This window comes from Mycolicibacterium frederiksbergense, assembly GCF_012223425.1.
GTDB lineage: Bacteria > Actinomycetota > Actinomycetes > Mycobacteriales > Mycobacteriaceae > Mycobacterium > Mycobacterium frederiksbergense.
In genome coordinates, this window is the sequence record NZ_CP038797.1 from 73203 (window position 1) to 86852 (window position 13650).

The 13650-nt window shown below is 66.7% G+C and carries 13 protein-coding genes; 3 read left to right on the forward strand and 10 right to left on the reverse strand.

Going from position 1 to position 13650, the window contains the following annotated elements; genetic code table 11:
- Nucleotides 1-66: 66 nt before the first annotated feature.
- The 7 genes from EXE63_RS00455 to EXE63_RS00485 all read right to left on the reverse strand — a co-directional run bounded on the left by EXE63_RS00455 (nt 67) and on the right by EXE63_RS00485 (nt 4906).
- Nucleotides 67-294: a hypothetical protein gene (locus EXE63_RS00455; protein WP_168140341.1), complete on the reverse strand. Its 228-nt coding sequence runs from the start codon at nt 292-294 to the stop codon at nt 67-69.
- 1 nt (nt 295) lies between these two features.
- Nucleotides 296-931, reverse strand: coding sequence for a hypothetical protein (locus EXE63_RS00460; RefSeq protein WP_168140342.1), 636 nt, complete (start codon nt 929-931; stop codon nt 296-298).
- A 115-nt stretch (nt 932-1046) separates the two neighbouring features.
- Complete coding sequence (locus EXE63_RS00465; protein WP_168140343.1) at nt 1047-1460, reverse strand: hypothetical protein; 414 nt, start codon at nt 1458-1460, stop codon at nt 1047-1049.
- Nucleotides 1461-1567: 107 nt separating this feature from the next.
- Nucleotides 1568-1777: a hypothetical protein gene (locus EXE63_RS00470; protein WP_168140344.1), complete on the reverse strand. Its 210-nt coding sequence runs from the start codon at nt 1775-1777 to the stop codon at nt 1568-1570.
- Between the two features lie 137 nt (nt 1778-1914).
- Complete coding sequence (locus tag EXE63_RS00475) at nt 1915-2733, reverse strand: hypothetical protein (protein WP_168140345.1); 819 nt, start codon at nt 2731-2733, stop codon at nt 1915-1917.
- A complete protein-coding gene (locus tag EXE63_RS00480; RefSeq protein ID WP_168140346.1) occupies nt 2730-4583 on the reverse strand; it encodes a hypothetical protein in 1854 nt (617 codons plus the stop codon). Before EXE63_RS00480 ends, EXE63_RS00475 begins: the two co-directional genes overlap by 4 nt.
- A 14-nt stretch (nt 4584-4597) precedes the next feature.
- Nucleotides 4598-4906 (reverse strand): hypothetical protein, encoded by a 309-nt coding sequence (locus tag EXE63_RS00485; RefSeq protein WP_168140347.1) that lies wholly within the window; start codon nt 4904-4906, stop codon nt 4598-4600.
- A 333-nt stretch (nt 4907-5239) separates the two neighbouring features.
- Between EXE63_RS00485 and EXE63_RS00490 the strand changes: the two genes are divergently transcribed.
- The gene (locus EXE63_RS00490) at nt 5240-9928 is read left to right on the forward strand and encodes a DUF8437 domain-containing protein (RefSeq protein WP_168140348.1); all 4689 of its coding nucleotides are present in this window, start codon (nt 5240-5242) and stop codon (nt 9926-9928) included.
- Between the two features lie 138 nt (nt 9929-10066).
- Nucleotides 10067-11014 carry a hypothetical protein gene (locus tag EXE63_RS00495; protein WP_168140349.1) on the forward strand — a complete coding sequence of 316 codons (948 nt, stop codon included), beginning with the start codon at nt 10067-10069 and terminating at the stop codon, nt 11012-11014.
- Here the strand turns inward: EXE63_RS00495 and EXE63_RS00500 are convergent.
- Nucleotides 10956-11324 (reverse strand): hypothetical protein, encoded by a 369-nt coding sequence (locus EXE63_RS00500; RefSeq protein WP_168140350.1) that lies wholly within the window; start codon nt 11322-11324, stop codon nt 10956-10958. The genes EXE63_RS00495 and EXE63_RS00500 overlap by 59 nt on opposite strands.
- A gap of 51 nt (nt 11325-11375) precedes the next feature.
- Nucleotides 11376-11702: a hypothetical protein gene (locus EXE63_RS00505; protein WP_168140351.1), complete on the reverse strand. Its 327-nt coding sequence runs from the start codon at nt 11700-11702 to the stop codon at nt 11376-11378.
- Nucleotides 11703-11823: 121 nt separating this feature from the next.
- Between EXE63_RS00505 and EXE63_RS00510 the strand changes: the two genes are divergently transcribed.
- Nucleotides 11824-12924 carry an IS630 family transposase gene (locus EXE63_RS00510; protein WP_168140352.1) on the forward strand — a complete coding sequence of 367 codons (1101 nt, stop codon included), beginning with the start codon at nt 11824-11826 and terminating at the stop codon, nt 12922-12924.
- A 175-nt stretch (nt 12925-13099) separates the two neighbouring features.
- Here EXE63_RS00510 and EXE63_RS00515 read toward each other — a convergent pair whose 3' ends face one another.
- Complete coding sequence (locus EXE63_RS00515; protein WP_168140353.1) at nt 13100-13474, reverse strand: hypothetical protein; 375 nt, start codon at nt 13472-13474, stop codon at nt 13100-13102.
- Between the last annotated feature and the right edge of the window lie 176 nt (nt 13475-13650).

A 13650-nucleotide genomic window follows, 5' to 3' on the forward strand; every position in this document is an offset into this window, starting at 1 on the left:
ACCGGCAACAACGATGACTTGCCCCGCATCAACCCCCTTGTCACATACATAGATTCGAGCGTGTTGCTACCCGTTGATAACGCTGGGGCCCAACAGCAACGTATGGGGTCGTGCGCCATTCCTGGCTTTCGCTACACGGTCGACGAGGGTGTCCACCAGGGTGGTGGGGCCGACGGTGAGGGCGTCGAGGTCTGCGCCCGCCATCGTCGAGGGCGTGAAGAGCGGAGATGTCGTGGCCGGCCGTGCTGCGACGCGGCCGCCCGTGCCCGGCGGTTCGTGTGGCGGCGGGAGCATGTCATGACCTTCGGTAGGTGGACTGCAGTTCCAAGGGTTCACCGGTGCGGGCGGCAGTGCGGATCTTGTCCAGTGAGGCCTCGGTGATTCCGGTGTCACGGTCGGCGGGGTCGACGTCGAGGCTTCCCAGGATGGCGTACAGCTCGTCGTCGGACAGGTCGCCGGCCCGGTGCAGGGATATCGCGCCGATGAGCGCTTCGAGCATGACGCGCTCTTCGGGGGCGTACTTGGAGAACTCGGCACCGGCCCAGGACATGGGTTCCTCGTTGGCGCGGCTGAGGCGCTGCAGGGCTCCGTCGACGTCCCCACGGAATCGGCGGACGTAGGGCGCGTCTTCCTCGCTGAGGGTGGGGCTGGCTAGCTCGGCTTCGGCGTCGGCGAGCCAGCGTTCCAGCATGGCGTAGACACCTTTGCGGTCGGCGAATGCCATTGCCCTCCAGAAGGTTCGCCACGCACCCATGTAGCGCTTGTCCTTGGGGTGTCGGGGCACCAGGTGCGAGCGGATGACGATGTCGCCGCTGGCCGATTTGGCGACCTTGCCTGCCCATGCCGGGGTGAGGCGTTCCTCGGGGAACTCGACCGGTGTCGCCGGCGGGAACCATGGCTGTTCCGGCGAGTACACGCGGTTGTCGGTCATGTTGAGGACTCCTTGGGTATGGGTGGGTGAGATTGCCGCCGGCGGGCGTGCCGACGGCCGAGGCGGTGAGCAGGGCGGATGGCATGTCCCCTGCAGGGGTGTCGCTCCTGAGGCGTCACAGTGATGCTCCCGCGGTGACCTGCATGCCGAGCAGGATCCCCACCAGTAGTGCCAGTGCCATCAATGCGCTGGCTAGCGCGGTGGCAGGCAGCGGCCAGTTGCGGGGGTTGTGGGGTGAGGGCACGACATCTGACCAGAAGTCCAGTGCCGCGCGCAGAGCGTCGGGGTGGGTAGGGGCGTTCTGCATGGCCGTGTGCACCCAGTGCCAGCGCACACCGTAGGCCAGCATGAGCGCGGCGACCTGGGCGCGAATGACGTCGGCCTCGCCGAACCGTCGCGCGTCTGGGGAGCTGCCCGCAGCGCGGACGGCGGGCTGGATGAGTTCGGCGATGATGGGCCCGGGCAGGCCGACCCGGGCGGCGACCTCGTCTTCGGTGAACTGCTGCATGGAGTGCTTCCCGTCGGACATGTTGGGACCGGGTACGCGTACCCGGCCGGCTGGCTGTGGGACGAGCCGCTGGGGGCGGCTCACTGTGCGGTCACTGTACTGGGGTGGGGGCTGACCGTGTGAGGCCATCACGTGATCGTGTCCGCGAGTTTGACCGTTTCCAGCTGGGCGCAGATTGTGTCGATGACGTCCAGGCTCAAGCCGGCCCAACGTGCGGATCCGCCGTCGCCGAAATCGACCCACACGGTGCCTGCCGCCTCGGGGGAAACCGCAGACGTGTCCTGGCTGGCGGACTGATCGCTTGGCTGGGGCGCGGTGGTGTGTGGCGTTGTGCTCATGTGTTGCTGTCCCTTTCGGGTTCGTTGGCTGGGCTCGCAGGCCTAGCCGGATGGTTGGAAACTGTTGCGGTGCTGACTCTATCGGAGGGCACTGACATCGTTGCAGTGATCGGTGCCCGCGGTACCGGCGCGACGGGCTAGTCGCGGATTTCAAGGGAATGCACCGTGGTGACGGTGACCGCCTTGGGTTGGCGTCCGTACCAGGTCGAGGTGACTTGAATTTCGATCTGGCGACCTATCACTTCCTTCGTCATTTCGTCGTCTTCGTCGGCGTGGGCTGCGACCAGCGAGCTGGCATCTGGCTCGCTGACCGCCATGTCCGACCCGTACAGGGGGTGGGACTGGTTGTCCAGGCGCCGGCCGTACTCAGTGGTGCCGCCTTTGCCCGGGATGCTCGCCGGATGGAAGATGTCGCAGGTGACGTCGAAGGCGATATAGACCGCACCTCCCTCATCGGTGAGCCCTGGGGCGATTCCGGATCCGGTTTCGCGCCACTGACTCACCTTTTTGGTGCTCACACCGGCCTTGGTCGCGAACTGCTTGATACCGCCAGCACGGTCGATGGCGGCCTGGCGGTTGAGTTGCTGCTGGTCGGCACCTCGGGGGGTGGTGTTCTTGTTGGCGTTACGCCTGATGGTGCTGTCGGCGGGTCGTTTACCTGTCAGGCGTTCGATGCGTCGTGCGACCTCGGCCGTGGCGCGGCGCGCCGCTTCTGCTCGTTTCTGGGCATCGGTGGCGCTCTGCCACTTCTGGCCGGTGATCTCGCGGAGCTTGCGATTGACAGCGGCGCGGAAGACCGCGCGAAATCCCCTGGCGCTGGGCGGCAGCGCGGACGCGGGTGTGCCGGTATCCGCCGGGGCGGGGGATGGCCCCGCGGCCGGCGGTGAAGGATCTGCGGCAGCTCCCGCGGGGGCCGGTGGCGGGCCGGGCGGCGAGCCCTTGCCCATCTTCTTCATGCGGCACCTCCGCCCTGTTCATCGTCCTCAGCGCTGGTCCACTTGACGCGGTACTTGCCGTTGACGGCGGGTTCCTCGTTGAAGATGGACAGGTCTTGGTCTCGATCCACCAGGTAGATCCAGGCGTCCAACTCGGCCTGCACCGGGTACAGATTGTGGGTGTCGGCCATCATCCGTGCATAGCGCATGGCCCGCCAGCGAGTGTCTGCGCGGATCGCTGCGTACCACGCCGGCTGCTGGTGTTGCTTCTGGCTGGGCTGCCACTGGTCACTGGCCATCCGGCCGAGGTAGGTGGTGTAGATCGCCTTGACGAAGTCCTGGTAGTCCTCACGTTCGGCCTCGCGGGCCTCAATCAGCTTGGCCCGCAGCGCGTCTGCCCAGGTTCGCAGGAGTCGGCCTTGTTGTGACCACACCCATGCTTCGTCGATGACCAACTCGGGGATGCTCAGGCCAGCACCGCCCAGCTCCACGGGAGCGGTGAGCTGCTGCACTCCACGGGTGGTGACCCAGAAGGTGGCGGGTTCGTCCCACTGCATCGAGGCATGTGGGCGGGGCAGCTTCTTGGTCAGTCCGTCAAGGTCGCTGCACGGCGGGGTGGTCAGGCGCCACAGACCGAAGGGCGGTTTCTGTTCCCCGAAGACTCCGACGTCAATCTTGCTGAGTTCCTTGAGCTTTCCGTAGCCGAGTTCCACCTGCCCCGCTGAAGCTAGGTATGCCGCACGTTGGTCGACCTCAACGTCGATCTTGTCCTCTTTGGCTCGGTGGGGACGTCGATCCCACTGCGGTTCGACGGCGGGCTCGATGTCGCCTCCGGTTTCGACGGCCACCTGGGCGGGATAGGGGCATGCTTCGATCGCCTTGGTGTCTTGGCGGCCCCGCTTCCGGACGGCATCCAGCAGTGATGCCCCCAGGGTTGACCACCGCGATGACGGCGCAACGCCATCGGCGATATTGGCAAGCCAGGCAATGCGTTCGGCGAGCAGCTTGACCGCGTCGAGTTCATCTTCGGGCAGCTCGGTCCCGGAGTCCTCGTAGCCGGCCACTCCCATGTCTCCGGGGCGTTTGGACGAGGGGTCTGTGTGCATGAGCGGGATCAGCACCACATACGCCTTGCGGTCTCCGGCGAACTTGCAGGTGAACCATCCCGCTTTGGCGTTGCTCACTTTGCAGTCGAAGTATTGCTCGACGACGCCGGTGACTGCTGATGATGACGTGATCGGACCGTCTGAGTCGTCGACGGCGAACCCGATGGATTCGAGCGCTTCGTAGGTGAGCCAGAGTTGCGGCAGGAATTTGGGGCTTCGCGGCCAATGGGTGGCCAGGAAATTGCCGAGGGCCTGGCCGCTGGGCATGGATTGACCGGTGATGACCTTGCCCGAGGGGGCGACGACGCCGAGGCTGCTGATGATCACGACGCGGTCATCGGCGGCCATCGGCACATCGGCCCACAGCCGCGACCGCGGCGTCCATGCGGGCTTGTCTGAGCGAGAGGATGTTTCGGCTGCGACCGCTTCATCCATCATTTCTCGCGATGCCTTGTTCGTGTCGGTTTCCGCGGCGGGCGCGTCGCTGTTGAGCAGTGCGGCTTCCCAGCCATCGACGGAGGATTCCAGCCAGCCGCGGGTGTGGCCTGTTTCCCTGTTGGGATCGCCGATCACCATGTCGGGGGCCGGGAAATCCGTTGGCAGGGCGCTGCGGCCGATGCGCGCCAGGACTTGTTGTCGCGATAGGGCGATCAGCGGTTCTGGTGTGCCTTGCGACTCGATGTACCACTGGAGGATGTCGCTGGTCTCGCCGTCGGCGTCGATGCGGTAGGTACGCCCAGCGGTGGTCAGAAGGTAACGCGTCATCGTCTTGTCCTCTTTCACTGCTGCTCTTGGCGAGGTGGGGGAATGTGGATCGACAGAACCTCGGGCAGTCGGCGCTGTCGCCACCGCAGCCGCAGTGATTCCACGGCGCTGGCGGTGCGGCCAACCCTGAGTGCGGCATCTGGGACTGACAGCGTGAGGTCCAGGGCGATCTTCGCCTCGTCGACCGTCCAGGGCTTGCGCGTTCTTTGTTGATCAGCTGGCGCGGCCGTCCGGGCGGCACGCCGCTCGACATAGCGACGGCGCTCTTCGCGGCGGCCTTCAGCGAACCCTCCGAAGTTGCCTTCCCGCGCGGCCGGCGTCATTGCTCGCGCCCTAGGCGTGTGGCGATGCAGTCTTGGCGCATGACCCACACCCTAGCACCCCTCAGGTATTGGTGTCGGTATGCATGAGTGGCGTGTTGCGTTCGGGCTGCTTTTGCTTTGCTCCCGCGACTGGATCCGACGATCTTGCCTTCACCTGCGCGCCAGTCCCTTTGGACCGGCCCGTACGCACTAGACTCAGGACGCACAGCGGGACGGGCGCACGGCACTTGTCGGACACCCCCGCTACAGTGCACATCGCATGCCGGACGAGACTCCGGCGACGAGAACCGGCTGGCCCTGAGGGGCTGGTCACCGAACCGAAAGGTGCGACTTATGGCCGCAACGCTTACCGCCGCTCGATCCGCCGTCCAGGCAGTGCACGCCCTCCAGACCTTGAAGCCCGGGACTTCTCCCACGCCCGACCAGCGCGCCGCTTTGGCAGGATTTCCCGGATGGGGCGCGGCAGCACCGTTGTTCGATCCGCAACCCGCCAAGTCGTGGGCGGCGCTGGCCGACGAACTCGACGACCTCGATCCCACCGCGATGAATGCCGCAGCCCGCGTGGTCGACACCTCGGTCTACACGCCTCCCGCGCTGATCGAGCACATCTACCACCTGCTGCGCCAGGCCGGCTTCCGTGGCGGCAACGTGCTGGATCTGGGTTGCGGAAACGCCCGGTTTCTGACCCACGCCCCGGCTGACCTTCCGATCACCTACACCGGGGTCGAGGTCGACCCGACCACCGCAGCCATCGCCGCGGCTCTGCATCCGGCAGCCACGATCATCGCCGACCGCCTACAGGATGTGTCCATGCCCGCCAACCGCTTTGACGCCGCGGTGGGCAACGTGCCGTTCTCCTCGGCCAACGTCCACGACTCGGCGATCGCGTTCTACGGTCCTCTGCACGAGTACTTCCTCGTCCGCGCGGTGCGCGCGGTCCGTCCGGGCGGCTACGTGGTGATGGCGACCTCGCGTCATACCGTGGACTCCGCCAACGGCCTGTCCTACTCGGTGCGATCGCACGCCGATCTCATGGCGGCAATCCGACTGCCTTCGGGGTACTTCGCCGCCGAAGGCACCGCTGTGGTCGCCGACGTGCTGGTGCTACGCGTGCGCGACACCGACGAGCCGCGCCAGGGCTGGGATGCCCGCCAGCCCTGCGACACCCTCACCGGCACCGATCAGCGGGGCCACCGCGCCCAAGCTCGCATCAGTGCGTTCTGGGGGGCGCACCCGCAACTGGTCGCGGGCACCATGCGGGTCACCGGGTATCACCAGAACCCGCTCACCGTGGACTGCGATGACCCCGACACCGCGGTCGCCGACGCCTTCACCGCGGCCCAGCCGCTACTACTGCCCTACCCGGCGGCAAGCGACGCGATCCATGCGTTCGCCGACGTCGCTCTGACCGACGCCGAGGGCCGCAAGGAGGGGTCGTTTCATCTCGTCAACGGCGAGATGGTCCGCGTGGTGGACGGCCATCTGCAGGCCGTCAACCGGGCGAGCAAGGAACTGTATTCCCTCGTCGCGCTGCGCGACGCGGCCGTGGCACTCCTTGCCGCGGAGGCGAACTGGGACACCTCAGATGCCACCCTGGCTCCCCTGCGCGCAGCCTGCCTGCAGGCGTACCTGGCCTACGTCGAGCGCTTCGGCCCCCTCAACCGCGGCACTCTGATTGAGGGCAAGGTCGACCCCGACACCGGCCTGCCCAAGCTGAGCTGGCGTGTCCCGACGATGGGCGGATTCCGCGGCGACCCCGATTCGGCGAAAGTCTTCGCACTCGAGAAGTTCGATCAGGACACCGGCGAGGCCGCGCCGGCGCCGATCCTGCAGCGGCGCGTGAACCAGCGCCCGGTGCCCATCACGCGGGCCGACACCCCCGGTGAGGCCATGGCCGCAACCCTGGGCGAGGGGCGCGGCTTGGACATGGCGCGCATCGCCGAGCTGCTGGGGCTGCCCACTGCCGAGGACGCGTTCACCGCTTTGGGCGATCTGGCCTACCGCGATCCGACGACCGGACGGGTCCACTCGGCCCGCGACTACCTGTGCGGCAACGTGCGCACCAAGCTCCAAGATGCGCTCGCCGCGGCCGCGACCGACGCCTCCTATGAGCGCAACGTCGCCGCACTGCAGCAGGTGCAGCCGCGGTGGCTGGGCCGCGACGAGGTGCGGATCGAACTCGGTTCCCCGTGGGTGACGCCCCGCGACATCGAGGACTTCTGCCGCGAGGTGTTCGGGGCGAGCTATGTGAAGGTCCACCACATCGCACCGCTGGCGGCATGGGAGGTCGACGGCAATGCCCACGCCATCTCCCCCGACGCGAAGATCACCTACACCACGACCCGCAAGACCGCCTTCGACCTGCTCCAGGCCGGACTCAATAGCTCCTCGCCCACCGTCTACGACGAGGTGTACGACTCCGCCACTCACAGCTCCCGGCGGGTCCGAAACGCCGACGAAACCGAGGCGGCGTTGGCGGCACTTGCGGCCATCGAACAGCGCTTCTCGCTGTGGATTTGGGAGTCACCGCAGCGCGAGCAGCGCATCCTGGACCGCTACAACCACGCAATGAACTCCCATGTGCTGCGCCGCGACGACGGGTCCTACCTGACGTTCCCGGGGCTGGCCGATGACCTCAAGCTCTGGTGGTGGCAGCGCGACTTCGTCGACCGCGCATTGTCGGTGCCCGTCGCCTTCGCCGCCCACCAAGTCGGCCTTGGGAAGACCCGCACCGCCATTGCGCTGTGCATGACGTTGCGGCAATTCGGAATCGCAAACAGGCCACTGTATTTGGTCCCAAACCATCTTATTGAGCAAGCTCAAAGGGAGGCCTTGCAAACGGCCCCGTCAGGCAAGATCCTGGTGATCACCCGCGAGGACCTGACCCGCTACGGCCGGCGCCTCTTTGCCGCACGCTGCGCCACCGGCGATTGGGACCTGGTCATCATGACCCACGAGACGTTTTCTTCCTTGCCGGTTCCCGCGCAGGTCGAAAGGGATTGGCTCGACGACCAGTTGGCCGAGCTGGAGGACTACCAACGCAGCCAAGGCGCGACCGGCAAGCGCATTGCCGCGGCGGTGCGCTCACTGGAAGGTCGCATCGAGAAGTTGCGCGACACCGCCACCGATCCAGACGTGATCACGTTCGACATGCTGGGTATCGACTACTTGGCTGTCGACGAGGCCGACCGCTTCCGCCGACTCCCTGTCACGACCCGCGCGGAGGGGTTCAGCCTCGGCGCTTCCAAGCGCGCCACCGACCTGCTGCTGAAGTTGTCGATGCTGCGCCGCGACAAGGGTTCCCGCCCCTACGCGAGCATGTTCACAGGCACCCCTTACACCAACACATTGGCCGAAGCCTTTGTCTGGCACCGCTTCTGTGACCCTGACCGGCTCGACGAAGCCGGTCTCGGACACTTCGATGCGTGGGCTGCCCAGTTCGTCCGCTACGAAACGCTGATCGAGGTCAGCCCCGACGGCTCCGGGTTCCGCAGCAAGCGCCGCCCGACCGTGATTCAGAACGTGCCTGAACTCCGATCCATGATCGGAGCGTTCATGTCGATGGTCCACAGCTCGATGACGGACCTGCCGTTGCCGACCCCGCATCAGCACACCATCGTCGTTGAGCCGACGGACAACACCCGCACGTTCATGAGCGAACTGGTGCGCCGCGCCGACGATCTGCGGGCGCGCCGCGTTGGCCCGGAGACCGACAACATGCTGGCGATCTGCGGTGATGGACGCAAGGTAGCCCTGGATCCCAACCTGGTCGGCTTCTGCGAGACCGCCCCCAAACTGGAGGTGGTCGCTGAGAACGTCGCGGCGATCTATCACCGCAGCCGCGACGCGGTCTACGCCGATTCCGCGCGCCCCGGCGCGTTCCAGTTGGTGCTGTGCGACTTGGGAACCCCACACCCAGACGACGCCCAGAGCTACGGCCGGATCCGCGAGGGACTACTCGCCCGGGGCGTTCCGGCTGACCGGATCCGCTTCATTCACGAGGCGACCAATTCCAAGGCCCGCGAGGCACTGTTTGCAGCATGCCGCGATGGCCGGGTGTCGGTTCTGGTGGGCTCCACACCGAAGGTCGGTGTAGGCACCAACATTCAGAACCGCATGATCGCCCTGCACCACGTGGATCCCACCTGGACTGCCCGCGACTGGGATCAGCGCAACGGCCGCGGGATCCGCACCGGCAATCTGCATGACGACATCGACATCTACTGCTATGCGGTGTCGGGATCGTTTGACGCCTACATGTTCCAGCTCGCCGAGCGCAAGAGCCGGGGTTTCGAGCAGCTGTACCGCACGGATAGCGACGCGCGGGAAATCGAGGACCTGGGCGATGGCACGTTGAGTTTCGGGGAACTGAAGGCCGCGGCCGCGGGCAACTCGCTTCTGCTGCGCCAGCATCAGCTCCAGGTGAGGGTGCGCAAGCTGCGCCTCACGCATCTGACGGCACGCCAGAACGTCAACGCCGCCTTGTACGCAGCGTCGGAGGCGGACCGCCGCGCCGATGCACTGCAGGAACGTGCCGACCGCCTGGCCGAACTCGTCGACTATCTCCCCCAGCTCCCGCCGCTGGATCTGGCGCGCTGCGCTGAGAACGCGGCGTCGGACAACGGCCACCGTGCCCGGTACTCCAGCGGGCCGCTGCTGGTCGCGATCGTCGCAGAGCGCGGCGATCACCACCTGAAGGTCAGCTTCGGCTACCACCCGCTGTGGACGCAGGTGTTGCCCGCCAAGGTGCGCCGCCGCGGCGCCCAGGACGTCGCCGAGTGGACTCATCAGTTGGTGCGCGCCTGGCTCGATGGTGCGGCCGCTGAGCGCCGACAGGCCCTCACCCGGGCCGACGATGCCCGTCACAGCGCGGCGCAATCGCGGGCCGCGGCTGAAGCGACGGATCTGTCCGCACCGGCGGAACTGGTCGCCGCCGAAGCTGAGCTGGCCGAGGTGACCGCCACGATCCAGGCGGAGATCCTTGACGCCGGCGAGGCACCGCGCGGGGAGGAGGCGGCCTGACCCGCGCTGGTGGGGCGCGCCGGCATCGTGCGCCCCACCAGCCCGGCACGGCTGGACCTGCACTGATAGCACGTCCCTGCCACTGCCCGCACGCGATACGCTCGACGACGTGACGGGCGCGGTGCATAGGGCTACGACATGGTGAAGCGCAAAGGCCTCCCGTGGGCCCCCACGTCCGTTCCCGACATGCGACGGCAGTGGTGTGACGCTCTCGATGCCCTTGTCGCACATCAATCGTCGGCGTTGGAGGAGCCCACCGATCCCGCACTCGGCGGTTCTCGCCGCTTGCAACGCATGCAGGCCAAGCTGGCCGAGTCCCTGACCCAGATGAGCGCCGAGTCCGGGGCGATCCGCAGCGCCGAGCTGTTCTGGGTAAGCCGCGACATGGTGGACGTCGCCCTCGACGCCGCCGATTCGCTGCCCGAGTGGACGCCTGCGATCGCCGCGCCGTGCCCCACCGGGGTGCTCTGTTGGGCCAAGCCCGCCGGCGACGTTCCGTGGAACGCATTGAGCGCCGATGACCCGGCCGAGGTGACGTGGGACGGGCTGTGGTGGTGGTCGCGCCCAGATGGAGTACTCCAGCTGCAACCGCTATCGCGGCTGGCAAAGAACCCCGAGCTACTGGCGCCCTACCAGGTGACCTCACCGCTGTGGGCAACCAACCCGACCCTGATGGTGCAGCCGCTGATTCCCCGTACTGCCGAGGTGGCCGGCGCGGCCGACGCGTCCCCTCTGGTGAGCATCGTGGGCGCGGCGTGGCTGCTGATGGGGCAGCCGACCGTCGCCGCGACCCGAGCGCTGGAGACCCCTTCACGGGGCCGCCAAGAGGGTCCGGCGGACGGGGAGGCTGACCCTGATCAGGTCAGCATCATCGAGTTGCGCCGGCCGATGAGCCCGCCGCGAGAGGGCGACGGTTCCTCGACTGACCGCCAGTATCACCACCGCTGGTGGGTTGGCGGGCACTGGCGTCAGCAGGCGTGCGGCCCCAACCACGCGGATCGACGCCCGAAGTGGATCGCTCCGTACGTCAAGGGTCCCGACGGTGCCCCGTTGAAGAAGGACCGCGTCTACCTGTGGCGCCGGTAGGGCCCTCGCTGTCGTGCTCGGCGCCCTCGATCACCGCGGGTGGCTGTTCCCATGAGCGGTGGATGCTGGCCAGTTCCCGGCGTCGCCGCGCTTCGCGGAGGTACTCGATGCCGCGCTCGACGAGCGATCCACGGAATGGGTCTTCACGCAGGCCCGCCATGTTTTCGGTGACGAGCTTGTGCACCAGCTCTTTCGGCGCCAAACCGTAGGCCGCGCAGACGGCCTTGAACTCATCAACGACGTCGTCTCCGACCAGTTCGAAGACGGTACCGATCCGCGGAGTGTTCGGGGCCCTCTTGCGGCGGCTCATCGGCGCGTCACCGGCCTCCCGGGTCTCGCGGGGACGTGCCGTATCCGCTGGTCATGAGCCTTTGGCTGACCGGTTTGGCGCCTCGTTGTCCCGAGGGGCGATGGTGATGGTGGTCTTGTAGCCTTCCGGCACCACCATCACCGCGGCGGCCGGGTGCAGCGCTACGGAGAACTCGCCGAGCCTGAGCACCAGCAGCGGTTTGGTCATCGACTTCGCCGGCGGAAACAGCAGTGGCCCGGTGAGCGTGTTGCGGCCGCGGCGCACGGCGATGATCTGCCCGGCGTGCGCGGTCGACAGCGCCCCGACGTTGATCTCGTAGGGGCCCAGATCCGGCACGGGCTGCAGCCGCCTCGATCGCCGAACGGTTCCCAGGGCCATCCTCATGAGACCCTGCCCGCTTCAGTGAGCCGGTAGAGCCAGGCCGTGCTCGCCGGCCGGTGTTGACGTTCGACTAGTGGTCTGTCTGTGAATTAATTTGGTAGTTTGTAGTATGCCTGTTATGACAGCTGTCGCGTTGCCGGTCAGTGATGCGCAGCGTGCGGAGTTGGAGCGGATGGCGGCCTCGACGTCGTTGCCGCATCGGCAAGTGGTGCAGGCGCAGGCGCTGCTGTGGGCTGCTGACGGGGTGGCTAACGAGCAGATCGCGCGGCGCAGCGGTGTGGACTCGGACACGGTGCGGCGCTGGCGTTCCAGGTTCGCCCAGGAGGGGATCGAGGGGGTGGGCCGGATCGCCAAAGGGCGTGGACGTAAGTCGAGTCTGCCGGCGGGCACGGTCGAAGAAGTATTGAGGCTGACCCATCAGGGGCGACCTGCCGACGGCTCGACGCATTGGAGTACCCGCACGTTGGCTGCCCGGGTCGGGATCGGCAAGGACTCGGTGGCCAAGATCTGGGCCGATCACAAGCTCAAGCCGTGGAAGGTCGAAACCTTCAAGGTCAGCAACGATCCGCGGTTTGAGGAGAAGCTGGTCGATGTCGTTGGGCTGTACATGAATCCACCCGCGCGGGCGGTGGTGTTCAGCTTCGATGAGAAAACCCAGTGCCAGGCGTTGGACCGTACTCAACCATCGTTGCCGATGAAGGCCGGCCGCGCCGGAACCATGACCCATGACTACAAGCGCAACGGCACCATCGACTTGTTCGCCGCGATGAACGTCGCTACCGGCGAGGTCCTGACCGACCTGCGCAAAGGCCACACCGGTGCGGACGTGTTGCGGTTCTTCAAGCAGATCGACGCCAGCGTCGCGCGTGGACTCTCTGTACACGTCGTTCTGGATAACCTGTCAGCGCATTCCACGCCTGAGATCGCGAAGTGGTTGGCGCACAAGGATCGTCGCCGCTGGCACATGCATCCCACCCCGACCTCGAGCTCGTGGCTGAACCTGATCGAGCGATGGTTCAAAGAACTCACCGACAAACGTTTGCGCCGCGGAACCTTCACCAGCGTCGCCGAACTCTCCGAAGCCATCATCGCCTGGGCCACCCATTGGAACGCCGATCCCAAACCCTTCATCTGGAAAGCCCCCGCCGAGGACATCATCACCAAAGTCCGACGCGGCAGAGCCTCTCTCCACCAGGTCAATACGCAGACGGACCACTAGGCCCTTGCGGGTCAGCCCGGCCAGGCCCCGTTGAACGCGGGAGCTGGGCCGGCCCACATCCATCGGCCGCAGCCACTTCTCGGGCGGGCTTCCGAGGTCGTGCAGCATCTCAAGGACCTCTTCCTCGGTCTCGGTCAGATTCACGGGAATGTTGTTGCTACTCACCGCTGCAGTCCTATCGAGAGTTGGAGGTGTGGTGGCGGATGAAGGCCGCGGTGTACACGCCGCTGAAGTCGAGTTGGAACTCGTAGCGCTCGCACGGATACCCCAGGCGTGCAGCCACGGGCCCCACATCCACGGGGTGGTTCGCCTGCGGCCGGGGCAGAGTCGGATGCGGCGGGGGAATCTCGTCGGGCAGCGCCGGAATGAGGTCGACGACTTCACCGAGCCCGGTCCATTCGCCGTCTGGGCTGAAACGCGGCTCGAACACCACCCAGTTGGGTTGGCGCACGCATCCATCGGCGTCGCGCGCTTCGTAATGCGATCCGACGATTTGGCCCCATTGCTCGACATTCTTAGGCCTGATCGCGTCAGCGATGTTGATCGTCATGTGCGCCTCCGTCTCTGTCGTGCCCGGCTGGCGATGCCGCGGCGCGGTCGTCGCTGCTGTGCCTCGCGGGTTGGATACCGATGTCGGCCGCGCCGCTGCGCAACGGGCGGCCTTGGGCGCGTCGGATCTGCCGTAGCAGCGCCACCGTGGTGGGCGTGTATGGCATTGGCATGCAC

Excerpts from the sequence above, each read along its gene's own strand:
- EXE63_RS00505 (WP_168140351.1), bottom strand. The coding sequence starts at position 11,702 with ATGGCCCTGGGAACCGTTCGGCGATCGAGGCGGCTGCAGCCCGTGCCG.
- EXE63_RS00485 (WP_168140347.1), bottom strand. The coding sequence starts at position 4,906 with ATGACGCCGGCCGCGCGGGAAGGCAACTTCGGAGGGTTCGCTGAAGGC.
- EXE63_RS00515 (WP_168140353.1), bottom strand. The coding sequence starts at position 13,474 with ATGACGATCAACATCGCTGACGCGATCAGGCCTAAGAATGTCGAGCAA.
- EXE63_RS00510 (WP_168140352.1), top strand. The coding sequence starts at position 11,824 with ATGACAGCTGTCGCGTTGCCGGTCAGTGATGCGCAGCGTGCGGAGTTG.
- EXE63_RS00470 (WP_168140344.1), bottom strand. The coding sequence starts at position 1,777 with ATGAGCACAACGCCACACACCACCGCGCCCCAGCCAAGCGATCAGTCC.
- EXE63_RS00460 (WP_168140342.1), bottom strand. The coding sequence starts at position 931 with ATGACCGACAACCGCGTGTACTCGCCGGAACAGCCATGGTTCCCGCCG.
- EXE63_RS00480 (WP_168140346.1), bottom strand. The coding sequence starts at position 4,583 with ATGACGCGTTACCTTCTGACCACCGCTGGGCGTACCTACCGCATCGAC.
- EXE63_RS00465 (WP_168140343.1), bottom strand. The coding sequence starts at position 1,460 with ATGTCCGACGGGAAGCACTCCATGCAGCAGTTCACCGAAGACGAGGTC.
- EXE63_RS00475 (WP_168140345.1), bottom strand. The coding sequence starts at position 2,733 with ATGAAGAAGATGGGCAAGGGCTCGCCGCCCGGCCCGCCACCGGCCCCC.
- EXE63_RS00490 (WP_168140348.1), top strand. The coding sequence starts at position 5,240 with ATGGCCGCAACGCTTACCGCCGCTCGATCCGCCGTCCAGGCAGTGCAC.
- EXE63_RS00500 (WP_168140350.1), bottom strand. The coding sequence starts at position 11,324 with ATGAGCCGCCGCAAGAGGGCCCCGAACACTCCGCGGATCGGTACCGTC.
- EXE63_RS00495 (WP_168140349.1), top strand. The coding sequence starts at position 10,067 with ATGGTGAAGCGCAAAGGCCTCCCGTGGGCCCCCACGTCCGTTCCCGAC.
- EXE63_RS00455 (WP_168140341.1), bottom strand. The coding sequence starts at position 294 with ATGCTCCCGCCGCCACACGAACCGCCGGGCACGGGCGGCCGCGTCGCA.